Source organism: Moorena sp. SIO3E8 (genome assembly GCF_010692445.1).
Lineage (GTDB): Bacteria > Cyanobacteriota > Cyanobacteriia > Cyanobacteriales > Coleofasciculaceae > Moorena > Moorena bouillonii.
Window position 1 is genome coordinate 1 of sequence record NZ_JAAHHM010000037.1, and the last position, 15,029, is coordinate 15,029.

Below are 15,029 nucleotides of genomic sequence, written 5' to 3' on the forward strand. Positions count from 1 at the left end.
CCTCCGACCTGAAAGGCATTAGGCAATAGGCAATAGGCAAAAATTACCGAGAAACTCCCCATCTCCCCATCTCCCCATCTCCCCATCTCCCCATCTCCCCACCTCCCCATCTCCCCATCTCCCCACACTCCCCATCTCCCCATCTCCCCATCTTCCCATCTCCCCACCCTCACCACTCCCACAGCGATTGCTAGATCAGATGGCGGGAGCTCCTGGTGGTTGGTGCTGAGTATAAATATTGGTTTGGGTGCCATTGCGAGCCCATTGACGATAATCCAATAACAGCTGGTTCATCAATGTTTGCTTAATCCTGAGCAAAACGCTTTTGAGCAAACCATTGCCAGTGGTTTCTAAGATTGGCTTGGGAGTAAGGGAAAAAGGTAAGGGCACATCAACCTTGACAGTTAAATCCGCTCTGCCGGTGAGCTTAGTCACTCCCTGATCTTCCCAAGGATGCAGTTTTCCGGTTAATTCTAGGGCAAAGCGTTGATTTATGTAGTCCAATCCCAGAATTTTACAACCGACAGACCTCAGATGAACGGTAGCGTCAGATTCCGCCCACACTTCTAGATCTACCGTGGGCTGAAATGTCAAGGACATAAAGTGTAATGGATTCATTTTCAGGCGAAAACGCTTCTGAGTCAGTTGTTGGATGCGATTCAGGTCTGCGATCGCATAAACTATCCGTTCCGGCTGACGCAAGTAGTGCTGAATCGGCACAGATTCCTGTGGCACAGTCATTTCCACACACTGGGAAGCAAAAAACTGGGTGGTCATAGAGGAAAAAACACTCAATCGATGTATGGCTTTACTTAATATTAGTTTACAATTCTTCAGTTTTGGTATTATACTTTTCATTTTACCGGAGTATGCTACCCCAGAGAATACTTTTTTTTGTTTTCTAGAGATTTTTCTATCGATTTTTAATCGTCTTTTTCTGCTTCCACGATTCCCTCAACGGTTACTGATACTCTGACCGGTGGGGATGGTAACGATACCCTCAACGGTGGGGATGGTAATGATGTAATTGACGGGAAAAAAAAATGGCAACGATTTTCTTAACGGCAACGCAGGTAATGATGCGATCGCTGGTGAGCGTGGAGATGATAGACTAATTGGTGGTAGTGGCGATGATAGCCTTTACGGAGAATTGGCTATTACTATCAACCCTAATAGTAATATTATCGCCATTGGAATTTCTGCTTTCCCTGTAACAGAAGGTAAGAATTATCTAGATGGCGGAGATGGTGATGATATTCTTGGTGGTGGCGGTAACGATGTGATTTTAAGTATTAAAAGTTAGTAGTTATGCAAGCATTCAGCTATCAGCCATCAGCTTTCTGTAATAGAGATTAAACGAATGCTTACCTATGCAGGCTGTTCGCGTTCGCCTAGGGTGCGCCGTTCGCGTAGCGTGCGCCAATGCGCAATGCGCATAAGCTGAATGCTTACACAAAACTACATAAACATTAACTAACTTTCTCAACTAACCCTAAAGGCAACTCCCCTAACTGTTTCAACTCCAATCCTCCCTCAAATATCTGATCAATTGCCAGCATTTGACCATCAATCGTCATAAATTTATGATCTTTTGTGGCTCGAATCACTGAGCCATCTTCGAGAATATATTCAAACACCTCTTGCTCTCCCCGGTTATGCCACTGAGCAATAGGTTGGGTATACACATAGCCATTACTATCAACGCTATAGACAGTACATGGGATACCTTTCTCGACAATCTCACCAATGGCCATCGGACCATACTCTACTGTGATAATTTTGGTATCATAGCTGAGACAATATTCGGCAAATTTAATCATTTGGTCAAATAACTCTTCAGCTATGTCTTGAGTCACGCCATTTTTGGTTGAACCATCAATAAAAATCTCCCGATGCTTCTGCATCTCAGCCACTTTCTTCTTACCCATACAATTGTGAGCAATAAAGTCATTGGCAATAAAGTTATGAGTTTCAGCAATACTTAAATCAAAAACCTCCTCTTGGCCAAGATACTTCAGTTCAACAATCTCATCCCATAAAATATCTGAGTCAGCAATGCCTTGGTGACGTGCTAAACTCGGAGTCGCAACTGTTTTCGTTAATTCCTGTCCACTGTTCCCTGTTCCCCGTTCCCTGTTCCCAACTTCTGAAAGAAGTCTAATGATATTATCAGTTAGCTTACCTTTACTATTCGATAGTTCACGACTGTAGCGAATTGGTAATGCTTTAGCTAAACCGATCGGACTTCCTATGGTAAACTCTTTCAGAGGCTTCCATCCTAGAGTGGTGTAGAAAAGATGATCATCCGTGGCGCGAATGTTGCGGTTAGTTTTGGTAGTAATCTCCCAAACATCACGAATCCCATTAGGATGAATTTCGATAATTGGTCGTTGGGTAATTTTTTGGGTCTTTAAATCCAGGGAAAAAACCTTTCGTCCCAACCAGTAACTAGATTTAGAAGCAATCTCCCTCAGGGAAACTAAACGACCGGTTGCTGGATCCACGATCTCAGTTGATCCACTCAAACACCGCCTCAGTAAATCCGCTTGACCTAGAGAATAACCGGCCAAATCCTGGGCCATCCGCATGATGCTTTCCTGAAAGCAGTTATGAACGACTACCCCATGAGCCAGAAAGTATGGGGAAGATTGTTCCTCCATTTGTAGATCAAAACACTCTTCTTGCCCACTCTCTTCAACAGCAGTAACATAAACTATCCGAACATCCCAAGTCTTGTAATGTGACTCTTTCGGTCTGGCTAGCGTTGCCTGTGGAGATGACTGTTTGACTAGCGTTGTAGTTACTAAACCCAAGTGAGCATCATTTGGCCACAATTTTTTACTGTTGCTGGCTTCGGGATATTTTTCATAAACTTGAGAAGCCAAACCATTAGCATTCTTAACGACCGGGTTTACTGGTTTCAGCTCATAGGCAAATTTGTCTCCATCTGGTGTTAAAAAGCGATGGTTTTTACTGGAATAGATAACTGTACCACTAGATAGGGTAATTTTCAGGATATCTTTAACACCACTGCGCCATTGCTTAGCTACCCTTGCTGGCCAAACTCGTTTACCATCAGAAGTTAATACTACGTCGCCAGATTTAATTTCTTCAATGGGCACATAAGAACCATCGGGTTGATCAATTAACGTACCTTTCGGTAAACATAAAATTCCATAAGTCTCCTTTAAAATAGGCTCTAATAGAGGATGTTGATACTCTACTTTTTCTCGACCATGTTTACGATTAATAAACTGAGGAATCAGACCAGCATCCAGAGGACCAGGGCGATAAAGAGCTAGAATTGAAGAAATATCTTCAATACTGTCAGGTTTCAGGTCTCGCACCACCTGACGCATTCCAGAAGATTCTAATTGGAATACTCCTTCTAACTGGCCTTTCTCTAGGAGCTCATAAGTTTTTTGAATATCTAGGGGTTTTTTCTTCTGTTCACCCTTGTCTAAAATTTTCTTAGCTTTAATTTCATCTAGGGGAATCTGATCTAAATCGAGTTTAAGATTTTGAGTCTTTTCAACTAACTCTTTGGTTTTCTGAATAGTGGTTAAGTTCTTTAGTCCTAAAAAATCCATTTTCAGGAGTCCCAGAGCTTCCAGGTCTTCCATATAATACTGGGTAATCACTGCACCATCATTATTCAGTTGTAATGGCACAATTTCATCTAACGGATCTGCTGAAATAACCACACCAGCAGCATGGACACCAAAAGTTTTATTTGTCCCTTCTATCCGAATCGCCATATCCACCCAGCGATGAACTTCCGGGTCTTGATCGTAAGCCTCTTTAAACTCTGGTGTTGGTGTCTGATCAGAAATCATCACTGAGAGTTTGGTTGGCTTACCTCGCGCCACTGGAATCATCTTAGCCATACGATTAGAGTCTTGGTAAGAAATTCCTAACACTCTCGCTACATCTTTTAATACCGCTTTAGAGGTCATGCGGTTAAATGTAATAATCTGGGCTACTCGGTCTTCACCATATAGATCGGTGACATATTTAATCACCTCATCCCGTCTTTCAATGCAGAAATCTGTGTCAATATCTGGCATTGATTTCCGCTCTGGATTGAGAAACCGCTCGAACAGTAGCCCATGATGTACGGGGTCAATGTTGGTAATTTCTAGGACATAAGCCACTAGCGAACCTGCTGCTGAACCACGACCCGGACCAACGGGAATATCATTGTCTCTGGCATATTTGATGTAGTCCCAAACCACTAAAAAGTAGGTAGAGAATCCCATCTGCTGGAGCATTTTCAACTCATACTCCAGCCGTGCTTTATACACTGGATCAATTTCACTACGAGAGCGACACTTTAGCCGCTTCATCAGTCCGTTCCAGGTAATTTCTTCTAAATAGGTGTCAGGGGTATAATCCTTGGATACCTTGTAGTCTGGGATGCGAGGCTCTCCCAGAATATTGTAGTGTTTGACTTTATCTGCCACTTCTAAGGTATTTGCGATCGCATCCTCTATCACCTGGGACGGTAAATGATCTCGAAACAGCCGTTTCATTTCCTCTGCTGACTTGAGATACTCCGTGCCACTATAGCGCATCCGTTTCTCTTCCGTAACCAGTTTAGCGGTTTGAATACACAGCAAAGCATCATGAGCTTCTACGTCATAGCAGGATATAAAGTGGGAGTCATTAGTCGCAATAATTTTAATACCTAATTCACTGGCAATCTTGACAATAGCAACATTAACCACTCGGTCTTCTACAGAGCCGTGGTCTTGAATCTCTAAATAGTAATCATCCCCAAAAACCTCTTGGTACCACTTAGCTACTTGACGGGCTTGATCGAAGTCACCTTTTAGGATAGCTTGGGGAACTTCACCCCCCAAACAAGCACTGGTTACAATTAACCCTTCGTGATATTGCTCCAGTAATTCTTTATTAATACAGGGACGAGCAAAAATTCCTTTTCCTTGCATCCCTTTCAGGTTAGAACTAGTTGTTAGTTTTACTAAATTTTTGTAGCCTTGGGTATCTTTAGCTAAGACTACTTGATGATATTTTCGGTAACGCTTCTTGACCTCAATATCCCCATTAATCACATACATTTCGTTACCGATTATCGGCTTAATGCCCTTTTTTAGGCAAACTTTAATCAGTTCAATAGCACCGTACATCACACCATGATCTGTCAGTGCGATCGCAGGCATTCCCAACTCAACAGCTCGATCCACCAGTGCTGGTAGCTGAGATGCTCCATCCAGTAGGCTATAATCACTGTGAATGTGTAGACCAACAAAAGACATAGTTACTGTTAATTATAAACCGATGTTGCTGATTATTTGAATGATTAACGGACTTACGAGCCAGGTCTAGTACCAAAAAACTAGTACCAAAAAACTAGACTTATCTTAAGCACGGAAATCAGTTAAACGACTTCCAACCCTTCTCAAATCCGATGGTGCTTTTTTAACCTGATCAGCATTCAAATTTCGGTTAAGTTCGCGAATACGGCGGGACAGCATACGAATAATCTTAATTGCAAATTCTGGTGTCTCATCAATGGCATCATAGAGTTGTAGCTGTGTCAACATCAAACAATGGCAAGGTTCGATGGTGGTCACAGAAGCGGAACGAGGTTCTGCATCAAACAAGGACATCTCCCCAAAGCAGGCTCCTTGCTTGAACTGTGCCAAATTCCGCTCACCAATGTGAACTCTTACCAAACCTGAGACTACAATATAAAGTTCCCTACCCTCTTCCCCTTGAGCAAAGATGGTATGGTTAGAAGGAAAGTCTAGCTCGTCCATCACAGAGGCTAGTCGCATCAGAAAATCGTCCCGCAATTCGTGAAAAATTGGGACACCCCTGATAAAAATTAAACGATCAATGCTAGATAACATTGGTTAGCGGTTAGGTTAGCGGTTGGCTGCTAGCGAATAGCCGTGCTGTAGTAAAATACAAGTTTAACCCATAGAGATAATTGTTTATAGTTAATGGCTGACTAGACCATGAGGTGGTATTAAGGGGTGAAATTAAGATTCAACCACTGTACTGTAGTAATTTCAGACCTTATTTAACGTGATGCTCTACTGTCCACTGCCATCAGACATTAGAGACGATGCCAGCAAAGTGTACAAACAATAGGGAACTATCCGATCAAACTATCCGATAATCTCTTGTGCTTGAGCAGCTACCAAGGGGTCTGGGTCATTCCTAAGCACTGGCAACAACTCTGCACAAGCACGAGGTGACATCTCTTTGAGATAAGCCACAACTGCTTCCCGCACAAAACCGGTAGGATGACGTAGGCAACTCAGAGCCGCTGCTGGTGCTAGGGAACAGCGTGCTGCTCTGGCCACATGAAAACAACAGGCTAGGGGCCAATCTGACAGAAAATGTCGTAACTCGATTAACCGGCGTAAGCGATCGCTTACACCCATGGGTTTATAAGGCACTAAATCCACTAGGGCAGCTAATTTTTCTTTCAGAGAACGCCGGTCTAAAATTGACAAAAATGCTTTCTTATTAGGAATATCTAGGGTATTATCCAAAATTTCTAGCCCTAGGGCAATGTTTGACCGAGAATGGGATGCTAGATTAAACTCAGCTGCTTTGATGGCACTCGATGGATAAAGAAACTTCATCAGTAAGAAACACACCTCTACAAGATCTTGTTGAAGATCATTAAGCCCCTGCCGCAGCAAATCTGCCTCCAGTCCAGCTATTTTCTTTGAGGTCAAATCCAGCAGTGCGCCATAAATTTGACCCAAAAACATCAATTCTTGCTCAATTAAAGTTTCTATGCCACTACGCCCTAACTGGTTCATCACCGCTTCAATCCCAACTTCCCCTGGAATCTTGAGCAGGATCGTGAGAATATTACGACGGGTTGTCCCCCAACTACTCATCAACTGTTGCACCAAATGCTTCATAGCTTCAGGAGTACCCTTTTCAGTTAGGGCGTGGAGTCTGCCAATCTCACCGAGAGCCATCCAAGCTTGCCGCCTTACTAAGTCTGGCTTGTGAATATCTTCAGACAAAACCCTCAATAAAGGAATGGCTTCATCCCCTTGCTTGACCAACGCCATACGAGCAGCATTGCGGGTAGAGGTGTAGTAGAGTGCCTTGACTAAAGACGGATAGTACTTTTCAAATCGTTTAGCAGCAATCACCTCTAAACAAGCACAGCGTACCTTTAATGACTTATCCCTTAACAGGTCATCAATATAAACCACCAAGGATTCCAAGTAATCCATCTCTGCCAAAGCTCGGGTACCCATTAACCGTTCTTGCTCTTTTTTTGAGGTGAGCATCCGCCGCAGGGTTTTGACGGCGTCAAACTTCTCTTTTGGTGTACCCCGACCCATAATTAAAGCAGCTGCTGTAGCTCTTACGGTTGGGTCAACAGCCGGTTGTAGATAAGGCTTAATTGTCCGAATATTCAGGTCTTCCTGAGCCAGCCAAAGATAGCGCAATGCTAAGGCCAGGACTTCTACTGGTGGTCTTTGATCAATCAACCCAGACACATCTTTTAGACAATCTGGGTTGGGATAGGGCAACATCACCTCTAAACTCTGGCGCTGCAAATCTGTAGACATTTCTCCCAGCAAGGGAGAAAGAACCTTACTCGCTTTTTCCGGAGCCATTTGATACAACAGTTGAATGTAAGCAGAGCGGTTCTTCGGCTCAGTTTTCAGTCGCTTTACCGCTTCCTCAAAGACGGTCTTAGTATCCAGCAAATTGGTATTGGCAGAACCCAAACGTCCTTGCTCAGCATTGATCAGCAGCAATGAACCATAATTAGCCCGCATCAACCAGGTACTCAGCAGCCATAATAGGGCAAAAATCACTACCATTAGAATAAACACCCAATGCCGCAATGGCTCAAAATTGGGGAAAGCCCAATCCAGCAGCCCAATGGTAGCTAAAATCCCAAGACCAGTAATGCCAGTAGTCATGGGTTTGGCAATCCCTTGCACAGTAGTTTGAACCACAGAGCGTAACCCTGACGGTAAGGCTTGGAAAAGTACCGGTTCAACACTAGCAATTAAAGTAAAGCGCAATAGTTCATCTACGAATCGGAGTAAGACTACACCAATAAATAGCCCTGTTATCCAGCTAGGCAACCCAATATCAAACTTTAGCCAACTTGCCATCTTAGCTAGGGTCACTAAGCCAATCACAGATAAAGCACCAGGTAATACCATAGCGCTTAGAAAAAGACCAAAGCGATCAATCACCCGACTAGAGATAAACCATTGGGTCACCAATTCAAAAAGTCCCAACGTACCACTGAATAGACCCAGAAAACCAGCAATTGCTGAACTATCCAGGGTTTGCTCCAATTGACCCATATACTGAAATTCAATTAGGAGATACAGGGCTTCCCCTAAGATAAAAAACGCAAATAAAGGGATGACATAGCGTCTGAGGGATTCACTCGGCTGACGCACAGCAAAGTCTGGCTCCATTTCTTCCCACTGTCGTGCTGGGGAGTTAGGAAAGGCTTGCTGGTAGTGCTGACATAGATAAACCAAGATCAGTGCTCCGAGGAGCATCATGCCAGACCCAAAAGCCACCACATTGTTGAGTCCCACTAACAGCAATAATAGAGGTAATGAGAAGCCAGAGAGGACATCAGCTACCAAAAGTCCACTGGAGATGAGGGGATAAGTACGCTTAATTTCCCGAATGTTGAATAATTGATTAGCCGCTACCTGGGAATTAAGGTCATTGAGGATGTACACCGCATCCATCCACAATCGCAATAGAAAGATAGTGACTACAGTAATATAGCCATACTCAATCTCCAAGCCTAGGCGGAACACTAACAAGGGTAAGGCAGCTAGGATTGCGATCGCTACCAAGACTGACCTCAGGGGTAAAATGCTCTGCAACCAGGAGTATAATACTCCCAACCCAGAGCAGATCACGGAACTAGCAATATAAATCACCGGTAACCACTTCGCGCCATATTTCTCTAGAAACAAGGCAATGGCACTGTACTCTAACCAAAGCAGTCCAATGGAAGTGGTGGTATGGAAGGCGAACATCAACAATGTCCGCTCGCCTTCTTCTGGGCGAAGATTCACCCACTCTAGGATTGTTCTAACCCAGTCACCCTTCAGGCGAGTCGGAGATGGCAATTTCATAGAGTCCTTCGTCCTTCGTCACTAGTCCTAAGTCACTAGTCCTTGGTATTTTAAGCTGCTTGCTCCGTGCATGGGTATTCAGATCCCAATTCCAGGCACCTGGGCATGTGGTTACCAATGACTAATGACCAATGACTAATGACCAATGACTAATGACCAATGACTAATGACCAATGACCAATGACTGATGACCAATCACTATAACCACTATTTTTTGGGGGAGAGTAACATCATCATGTTGCGACCTTCCCGCTTAGGTGCTTGCTGGACTTCTGCCAATTCTTGTAAATCATTAGCCATGCGCTCGAGTAGTGCCATAGCTAAATTACTGTGTTGGATTTCCCGACCTCGGAAGGTAATGGTAGCTTTGACTTTATCGCCAGATTTGAGGAAGCGCTCCGCTTGATTGACCCGCACATTGTAGTCATGGTCTTCTATTTTGTAGCGCATCTTCACTTCTTTGACATCAGCCGTGTGCTGCTTCTTCTTGGCTTCACGGGCTTTCTTCTCTTGTTCAAATTTGTACTTGCCATAGTCCATGATGCGACAAACTGGCGGATCTGCCTTGTCACTAACCAGGACAAGATCTAACTCCTTTTCCTCAGCAATCCGCAGGGCATCTTGAGGTGTGATTATACCCAGCTGTGCCCCATCGGTATCAATGGCTCTAATCTTGGGAAACCTAATTCTTTCGTTAATTTGGGGTAGATCGCGTTGGCGTCTTCTATTATCACTCACAGGCGTTTGTTTATTTTCTTAAGTGGATTAATCAAAAAATCGACTTACTACATACACTTGCCATTTTACTAATTCCTTTCTTGTTTCTGTTCAAATTATTAACTTAACTTTCCAAACCAAGGCCGATGGAATAGTTATAACTTACTCCTTTGCCTGATAGGGAAGGCATAATGGACTCAAGAAGCTTTGTAAATATTTTTGAAGTTGAGGCAGGTTGTGACCAAATCTTTGCATTGGCAGCAACGAGTTGGTAGTCAAAGGGATTGGGTCTGGCGGGGTTGGCCGATCCGTTATACCTATTTTCGCCCACCCCAACCCCTAACTGTCCAGCCGACAACACCAGTTATTCTGCTTCATGGGTTTGGTGCTTCGGTAGGGCATTGGCGTAATAACCTAGACGTAATCGGTCAACATCATACCGTTTATGCTTTAGATCTGCTGGGTTTTGGGGCATCCCGGAAAGCTGCGGTTGACTACACCATTGACCTTTGGGTAGCTCAGGTTTATGAATTTTGGCAAACATTTATCCAAAAACCCGTAGTGTTAGTAGGTAACTCCATTGGTTCCCTAGTTGGTCTAGGAGCAGCAGCAACCCATCCAGAGATGGTTAAAGGTCTGGTGATGATTAATTTACCAGATTTCCAAGCCCGAGAAGAAGCCATTCCTAGTTGGCTCGGACCGATAGTCTCAACAGTTGAGAATCTAGTGGCATCACCAGTGCTACTCAAAGCCCTATTTTACGTAGTACGACGTCCAACGGTTGTTCGTAAGTGGGCAGGGTTAGCTTATGCTAATCCAGAGGCAGTTACAGATGATTTAGTAGAAATTCTGAGTGTCCCTGCCACCGATCCTGGAGCTGCGGCAACCTTTAGTAGACTTTTGAGAGGGATGACCGCTCCTAACTTTAGTCTACCGGTCAAATCCCTATTACCTACATTAGATATTCCTATGCTATTGATGTGGGGACTAAAAGACCGAATGATTCCCCCCATCTTAGCTCGCAAGTTTGTTAAACTCAATCCTAATTTAGAGCTATTGGAGTTAGATCATGCTGGTCACTGTCCCCACGATGAATGTCCGGAACAGGTGAATCTGATCCTGTTAGAGTGGCTGGGAGCTAAGGTTTGATTATCCCCACAATTGGTATTAGCCGACGCTCACTTGATCAGTGTCAACCTCCGTGCAACCATCTACACCTGAGGCAACATCAACCATCTTATCTAGAACCTCCTGGCTAGCTACTTCTCCTTTCAGCACAACTTTACCGCCAGTTTGAGCAACCCAGAGCCTCTCCTCGTCATCCAGGTCGTTGTCTTGGTCAAAAGCCCAAACAACTCGCTTGGCAAGGCCGCTTTGGTCGTATTCTCCATTTAACCCCAGTCGTTCTGGGGGAATGTCATCTCCTGCTGGTGCATCTGGTGAAGGGGTACTAGCTACGGCAGCTTCGTCTGGGCTTCCAAATCCAAAAATCCGCTTTAAAAAACCCATAAATCTTTGGTTTCACTCCAATCAGTTTTTACCGATTTTTATCTTACCGAGGAATTTCGCAATTAACTGCCTAGTTTTAGAAAAAATATATCTTTAGATACAGCACACTGTTACTAGAGTTCTTGGTTACTCAAAACCTGGATAAAATGGTAGTTGGTTTACCGTTGACCGTTGACGCTTAGCTTCAAAAAACTTAACAGTTAACCGTTGCTCATCCCTTATCCCCCCTTAAAAAAGGGGCTAGTCAACACTTAACCACTCAACAGTCTCACCAAGAAATCACGTTGATAGCAATTTAGGCAGCACACGCCCCCACCACTCCCAAGTCAACTCCCAAGTCAAACTATGAAACATACCCTTTCCGTTTTAGTTGAAGATGAAGCCGGTGTTCTAACTCGCATTGCTGGTTTATTTGCCCGTAGAGGCTTCAATATCGAAAGTCTTGCCGTTGGACCAACTGAGCAGGTTGGTATATCTCGAATTACGATGGTAGTACCTGGAGATGACAGCAGCATTGAGCAGCTGACTAAGCAACTCTATAAGCTAATTAATGTCCTCAAAGTACAAGATATTACCACAATTCCCTGTGTCGAAAGGGAGTTAATGCTGCTCAAGGTTAACACTACTAGTTCCACCCGCTCGGAGATTATTGAATTAGCCCAGGTGTTTCGTGCCCATGTCGTAGATACATCTGAGGAGTCACTAACTCTAGAAGTTGTGGGAGACCCAGGTAAAATGGTAGCACTGACCCAAATGCTGAATAAGTTTGGTATCCGCGAAATTGCCCGGACTGGCAAAATCGCCCTAACCCGAGAATCGGGAGTCAATACTGAATATCTCAAGTCTTTGGAGGCAAAAGTTTAATTAGTCATTAGTCATTAGTCATTGGTCGTTAGTCATTGGTGATTGGTTCGTCTCTTTTGCCTGCAAGCCTTTATGATATGAACCTACAGGAATTGCGATCGCAAATTCTGTTCCCTTACCGGGATTAGAGGTACATAGGATTTGACCGCCATGCTGTTCAACAACGATTTTCCGGCAGATATCTAGCCCTAAGCCAGTTCCCTTGTCGATTGATTTGGTGGTGAAGAATGGTTCAAATATCTTCTGTTTAACCTCTTCTGTCATTCCCGGACCATTATCGATGATTCTGATCACGACCTGTCCACCAGAACTGTCCCCAAGATCACCATTGCTGCCTATAAATTCTGTCCGAATGGTGATATTAGGCAGTGCTGGTGTCTTTTGATTTACACCTTGCGGGGAATCAGAAGACTGAGGGGAAACTCGAACCTTAAACCTGTCTACCTGAACAGGTGAAGAACCTCTAACAAAGAACCTATTAACCTGTGCCTCTTCTAGAGCATCAATGGCATTGCACAGCAGGTTCATCAACACTTGGTTGATTGGACCAGAGTAGCACTCCACTAAAGGGAGTTTTCCATAGTCCTTGGTCACGGTAATCCCGGGATTGTTTCCTTTGGGCTTTAAGCGATTATGGAGGATAGTCAGAGTACTATCAATCCCTTGATGAATATTCACGCGCTGCTTTTCATCGGTCTGCTGTCGGGAAAAGTGGCGCACTGACTGCACAATCTGTTGCAAGCGTTCTGCACCTAATCCCATGGATGATAGGGCTTTGGGAAAATCTTGGATTAGGAAATCTAGGTCAATTGCATCGGCGTACTGTTGAATTTCGGCTACAGGCTGGGGATAGTGTTTGACATATAATCCCAACAGTCTTAATAAATCTTCGCTATAGTCCCTTGCTGGAGTCACATTTCCACAGATAAAGTTAAGTGGATTGTTGATTTCGTGAACAACACCAGCGCATAACTGTCCTAAGGTGGACATTGTTTCACTTTGCTTTAACTGCTCTTGAGCCAGTTGCAGCTTCTTTAAGACATTCTCCAGTTCCTGGCTTTGGGCTTCTAATTTTGCTTGTGCTGCTTGTAAAGCTGCTTCAGTTAATTTTTGTTTAGTAATATCTTTTACAAAACCTTCGTAGTATAGAATGTAACCAGTAGCATCACGCACTGCCCAAGCACTTTCGCAAATCCACATTAGGGTGCCGTCTTGGCGAGAGACCTGGGATTCAAATTCCTCTACAAAACCCTTTGAGTGCAGCAGCTCAAGGAATTGATAGCGTCGCTGGGGATCTTTGTGAAGGTACTCCCCAACACCAGTTACATGACTGAGGAATTGGTTAGGTGATTCATAGCCATATAGTCTGGCTAGTGATGGGTTGCAGGCTATATAGTAACCATCAGGGGTAATTTTAAAGATACCATCAGTCGAGTTTTCAAATAGAGACCGATATCTCTGTTGGACTGCTAAGAGAGATTCTTCCACTCTTTTACGGTCAATTATTGGCTCAGCTAGTGTCTGATTGGTAGGTTGCCAACTAGTTTTCCACTTGGTGAAGTTTTTGTGAACCGTTGGATTAGGTTTGACCCCCTTGCAAGAGCTAGGGGGTAAAGTTCTGCGACTGATTAACATAGATTGTTGCCTCACCTTTTTCCCTCACGACCATGACTATTGAGCATTTTAGCTGCCTGTTGAAGGATGGGTTTCCGCTACAGACTATAGTATTTGCTGTTGGGGAATTGTGCCATCCCTGAGCGGTTTTTTAAAAAAATATTAACTAAACTGCTCCGAATTTAAACAAATTTAACATAGATCTCCCCTTGACAAAAGTCAAATTAAGAAGGTTTTTTTCCCAAGTCGCGCACTGTAGTCAAATATTGTCCTAGAAAAGGTAAGCCACCAATGGCTGGAAGTAGGTAGCGGGAAGTACACAGTAACCCTAAGGCGGCAGCTGTAGCAGCCGGAAAATAGGGTTGGTAGAAGAAAATTAGCGCAGCGTCACGGGTGCCAACCCCCGCAAAGGTTAGTGGTAACAATCCCGCTAGAATGGCTAGGGGGGAGAGAGCGAGATTAGTTAAAAAGGGTGTCCAGGCGTTGAGGGCGAGGATAAATAACCAAATTTGCAATAAGTGTAAGAACCAGATAAAAATTGAAGTTAGGGTAATTTTGAATAACTGCTTGGGGTCATGCCAGAAGTAGCCGTGCATTTCCCCCCAAGAGGTTTGCATTTTTTCTAGCTTTGAGCGGAATTTTTTGGGTGCAATTTTTTTTGTCAGCAAGAAAAATAAATGGGCAAATTTGCGGGAGCTTAGCAGGAATAGCCCTAGAATTAACCCGAAAATTATCCCAGCGGTCATCAGCCAAAAGAAGTCATTTTTGCCCGGATATAGTAATAAACCAAAGACACACCATAGCAGTAGAGACAGCATGTCACAAGCTTTTTCGAAAATCACGATGGCTAACGACAAGCTCCCAGCTAAATTACCCCGCTGCTTCATAAAGTAGGCTTTAGCAATATCTCCCATTTTGGAAGGCAAGACCATATTCAGGGTACTGGCAGCTAAAATCAGGCGATTGGCTTCCCAAAATCGGAGTTGGGAACCTGTAGGCATTAGTTGTTGCAGTCGCCAAGCCGTGAACAGGGTGATCGGAATCACCATGCCCAGACTAATCGCCATCCACATGCGATCGCATTCTTTAAATACAGCGATCAGTTCGGGAAAGTCAATTTTGGTATAAATTACCCCTAGGATGATTAGGCTGATGGCAATGGAGATTAGTCGTTTCATGGATTAGCAGCAAAAGGCA

At 43.9% G+C, this 15,029-nt stretch carries 12 protein-coding genes; 4 read left to right on the plus strand and 8 right to left on the minus strand.

Translation table 11 applies throughout. From position 1 onward, the window contains the following. Window positions 1-195 precede the first annotated feature (195 nt). The gene (locus tag F6K46_RS17420; RefSeq protein WP_293057992.1) at window positions 196-777 is read right to left on the minus strand and encodes a DUF1997 domain-containing protein; all 582 of its coding nucleotides are present in this window, start codon (window positions 775-777) and stop codon (window positions 196-198) included. A 195-nt stretch (window positions 778-972) separates the two neighbouring features. On the opposite strand from F6K46_RS17420, the gene F6K46_RS40160 reads away from it, so the two are divergent. Then, the gene (locus F6K46_RS40160; protein ID WP_366510711.1) at window positions 973-1,062 is read left to right on the plus strand and encodes a hypothetical protein; all 90 of its coding nucleotides are present in this window, start codon (window positions 973-975) and stop codon (window positions 1,060-1,062) included. Continuing rightward, window positions 1,028-1,303 carry a hypothetical protein gene (locus tag F6K46_RS17425; RefSeq protein ID WP_293057994.1) on the plus strand — a complete coding sequence of 92 codons (276 nt, stop codon included), beginning with the start codon at window positions 1,028-1,030 and terminating at the stop codon, window positions 1,301-1,303. Before F6K46_RS40160 ends, F6K46_RS17425 begins: the two co-directional genes overlap by 35 nt. Window positions 1,304-1,469: 166 nt before the next feature. On the opposite strand, the gene dnaE is transcribed toward F6K46_RS17425, so the two are convergent. The 4 genes from dnaE to infC form a co-directional block, all read right to left on the minus strand. Next, entirely contained in the window at window positions 1,470-5,279 is a 3,810-nt protein-coding gene (dnaE, locus tag F6K46_RS17430) for a DNA polymerase III subunit alpha (RefSeq protein WP_293057996.1), read from the minus strand. A 105-nt stretch (window positions 5,280-5,384) separates the two neighbouring features. Further along, window positions 5,385-5,876, minus strand: a complete 492-nt coding sequence (locus tag F6K46_RS17435) for a cyclic nucleotide-binding domain-containing protein (protein ID WP_293023467.1) — start codon at window positions 5,874-5,876, stop codon at window positions 5,385-5,387. Window positions 5,877-6,137: 261 nt separating this feature from the next. Then, complete coding sequence (locus F6K46_RS17440) at window positions 6,138-9,128, minus strand: MFS transporter (protein WP_293057998.1); 2,991 nt, start codon at window positions 9,126-9,128, stop codon at window positions 6,138-6,140. A gap of 207 nt (window positions 9,129-9,335) precedes the next feature. Then, window positions 9,336-9,866 carry a translation initiation factor IF-3 gene (infC, locus tag F6K46_RS17445; protein WP_075901071.1) on the minus strand — a complete coding sequence of 177 codons (531 nt, stop codon included), beginning with the start codon at window positions 9,864-9,866 and terminating at the stop codon, window positions 9,336-9,338. Window positions 9,867-10,082: 216 nt separating this feature from the next. On the opposite strand from infC, the gene F6K46_RS17450 reads away from it, so the two are divergent. After that, the gene (locus tag F6K46_RS17450; protein WP_293058004.1) at window positions 10,083-10,994 is read left to right on the plus strand and encodes an alpha/beta fold hydrolase; all 912 of its coding nucleotides are present in this window, start codon (window positions 10,083-10,085) and stop codon (window positions 10,992-10,994) included. A gap of 18 nt (window positions 10,995-11,012) precedes the next feature. Here F6K46_RS17450 and F6K46_RS17455 read toward each other — a convergent pair whose 3' ends face one another. Continuing rightward, on the minus strand, window positions 11,013-11,354 hold the full coding sequence (locus F6K46_RS17455; RefSeq protein ID WP_293058008.1) for a BON domain-containing protein: 342 nt from the start codon (window positions 11,352-11,354) through the stop codon (window positions 11,013-11,015). 345 nt (window positions 11,355-11,699) lie between these two features. On the opposite strand from F6K46_RS17455, the gene ilvN reads away from it, so the two are divergent. After that, window positions 11,700-12,218, plus strand: a complete 519-nt coding sequence (gene ilvN / locus F6K46_RS17460) for an acetolactate synthase small subunit (RefSeq protein WP_293058011.1) — start codon at window positions 11,700-11,702, stop codon at window positions 12,216-12,218. An 18-nt stretch (window positions 12,219-12,236) separates the two neighbouring features. Here the strand turns inward: ilvN and F6K46_RS17465 are convergent, their stop codons facing one another. Next, the gene (locus tag F6K46_RS17465; protein WP_293058014.1) at window positions 12,237-13,853 is read right to left on the minus strand and encodes an ATP-binding protein; all 1,617 of its coding nucleotides are present in this window, start codon (window positions 13,851-13,853) and stop codon (window positions 12,237-12,239) included. A gap of 203 nt (window positions 13,854-14,056) precedes the next feature. Continuing rightward, window positions 14,057-15,010, minus strand: a complete 954-nt coding sequence (locus F6K46_RS17470) for a lysylphosphatidylglycerol synthase transmembrane domain-containing protein (RefSeq protein ID WP_293058019.1) — start codon at window positions 15,008-15,010, stop codon at window positions 14,057-14,059. Window positions 15,011-15,029 lie beyond the last annotated feature (19 nt).

What these genes read in the sequence shown, in the direction of transcription:
- F6K46_RS17470 (WP_293058019.1), bottom strand. Translation starts at nt 15,010, where the DNA reads ATGAAACGACTAATCTCCATTGCCATCAGCCTAATCATCCTAGGGGTA.
- F6K46_RS17440 (WP_293057998.1), bottom strand. Translation starts at nt 9,128, where the DNA reads ATGAAATTGCCATCTCCGACTCGCCTGAAGGGTGACTGGGTTAGAACA.
- F6K46_RS17465 (WP_293058014.1), bottom strand. Translation starts at nt 13,853, where the DNA reads ATGTTAATCAGTCGCAGAACTTTACCCCCTAGCTCTTGCAAGGGGGTC.
- F6K46_RS17420 (WP_293057992.1), bottom strand. Translation starts at nt 777, where the DNA reads ATGACCACCCAGTTTTTTGCTTCCCAGTGTGTGGAAATGACTGTGCCA.
- dnaE (WP_293057996.1), bottom strand. Translation starts at nt 5,279, where the DNA reads ATGTCTTTTGTTGGTCTACACATTCACAGTGATTATAGCCTACTGGAT.
- ilvN (WP_293058011.1), top strand. Translation starts at nt 11,700, where the DNA reads ATGAAACATACCCTTTCCGTTTTAGTTGAAGATGAAGCCGGTGTTCTA.
- F6K46_RS17455 (WP_293058008.1), bottom strand. Translation starts at nt 11,354, where the DNA reads ATGGGTTTTTTAAAGCGGATTTTTGGATTTGGAAGCCCAGACGAAGCT.
- F6K46_RS17435 (WP_293023467.1), bottom strand. Translation starts at nt 5,876, where the DNA reads ATGTTATCTAGCATTGATCGTTTAATTTTTATCAGGGGTGTCCCAATT.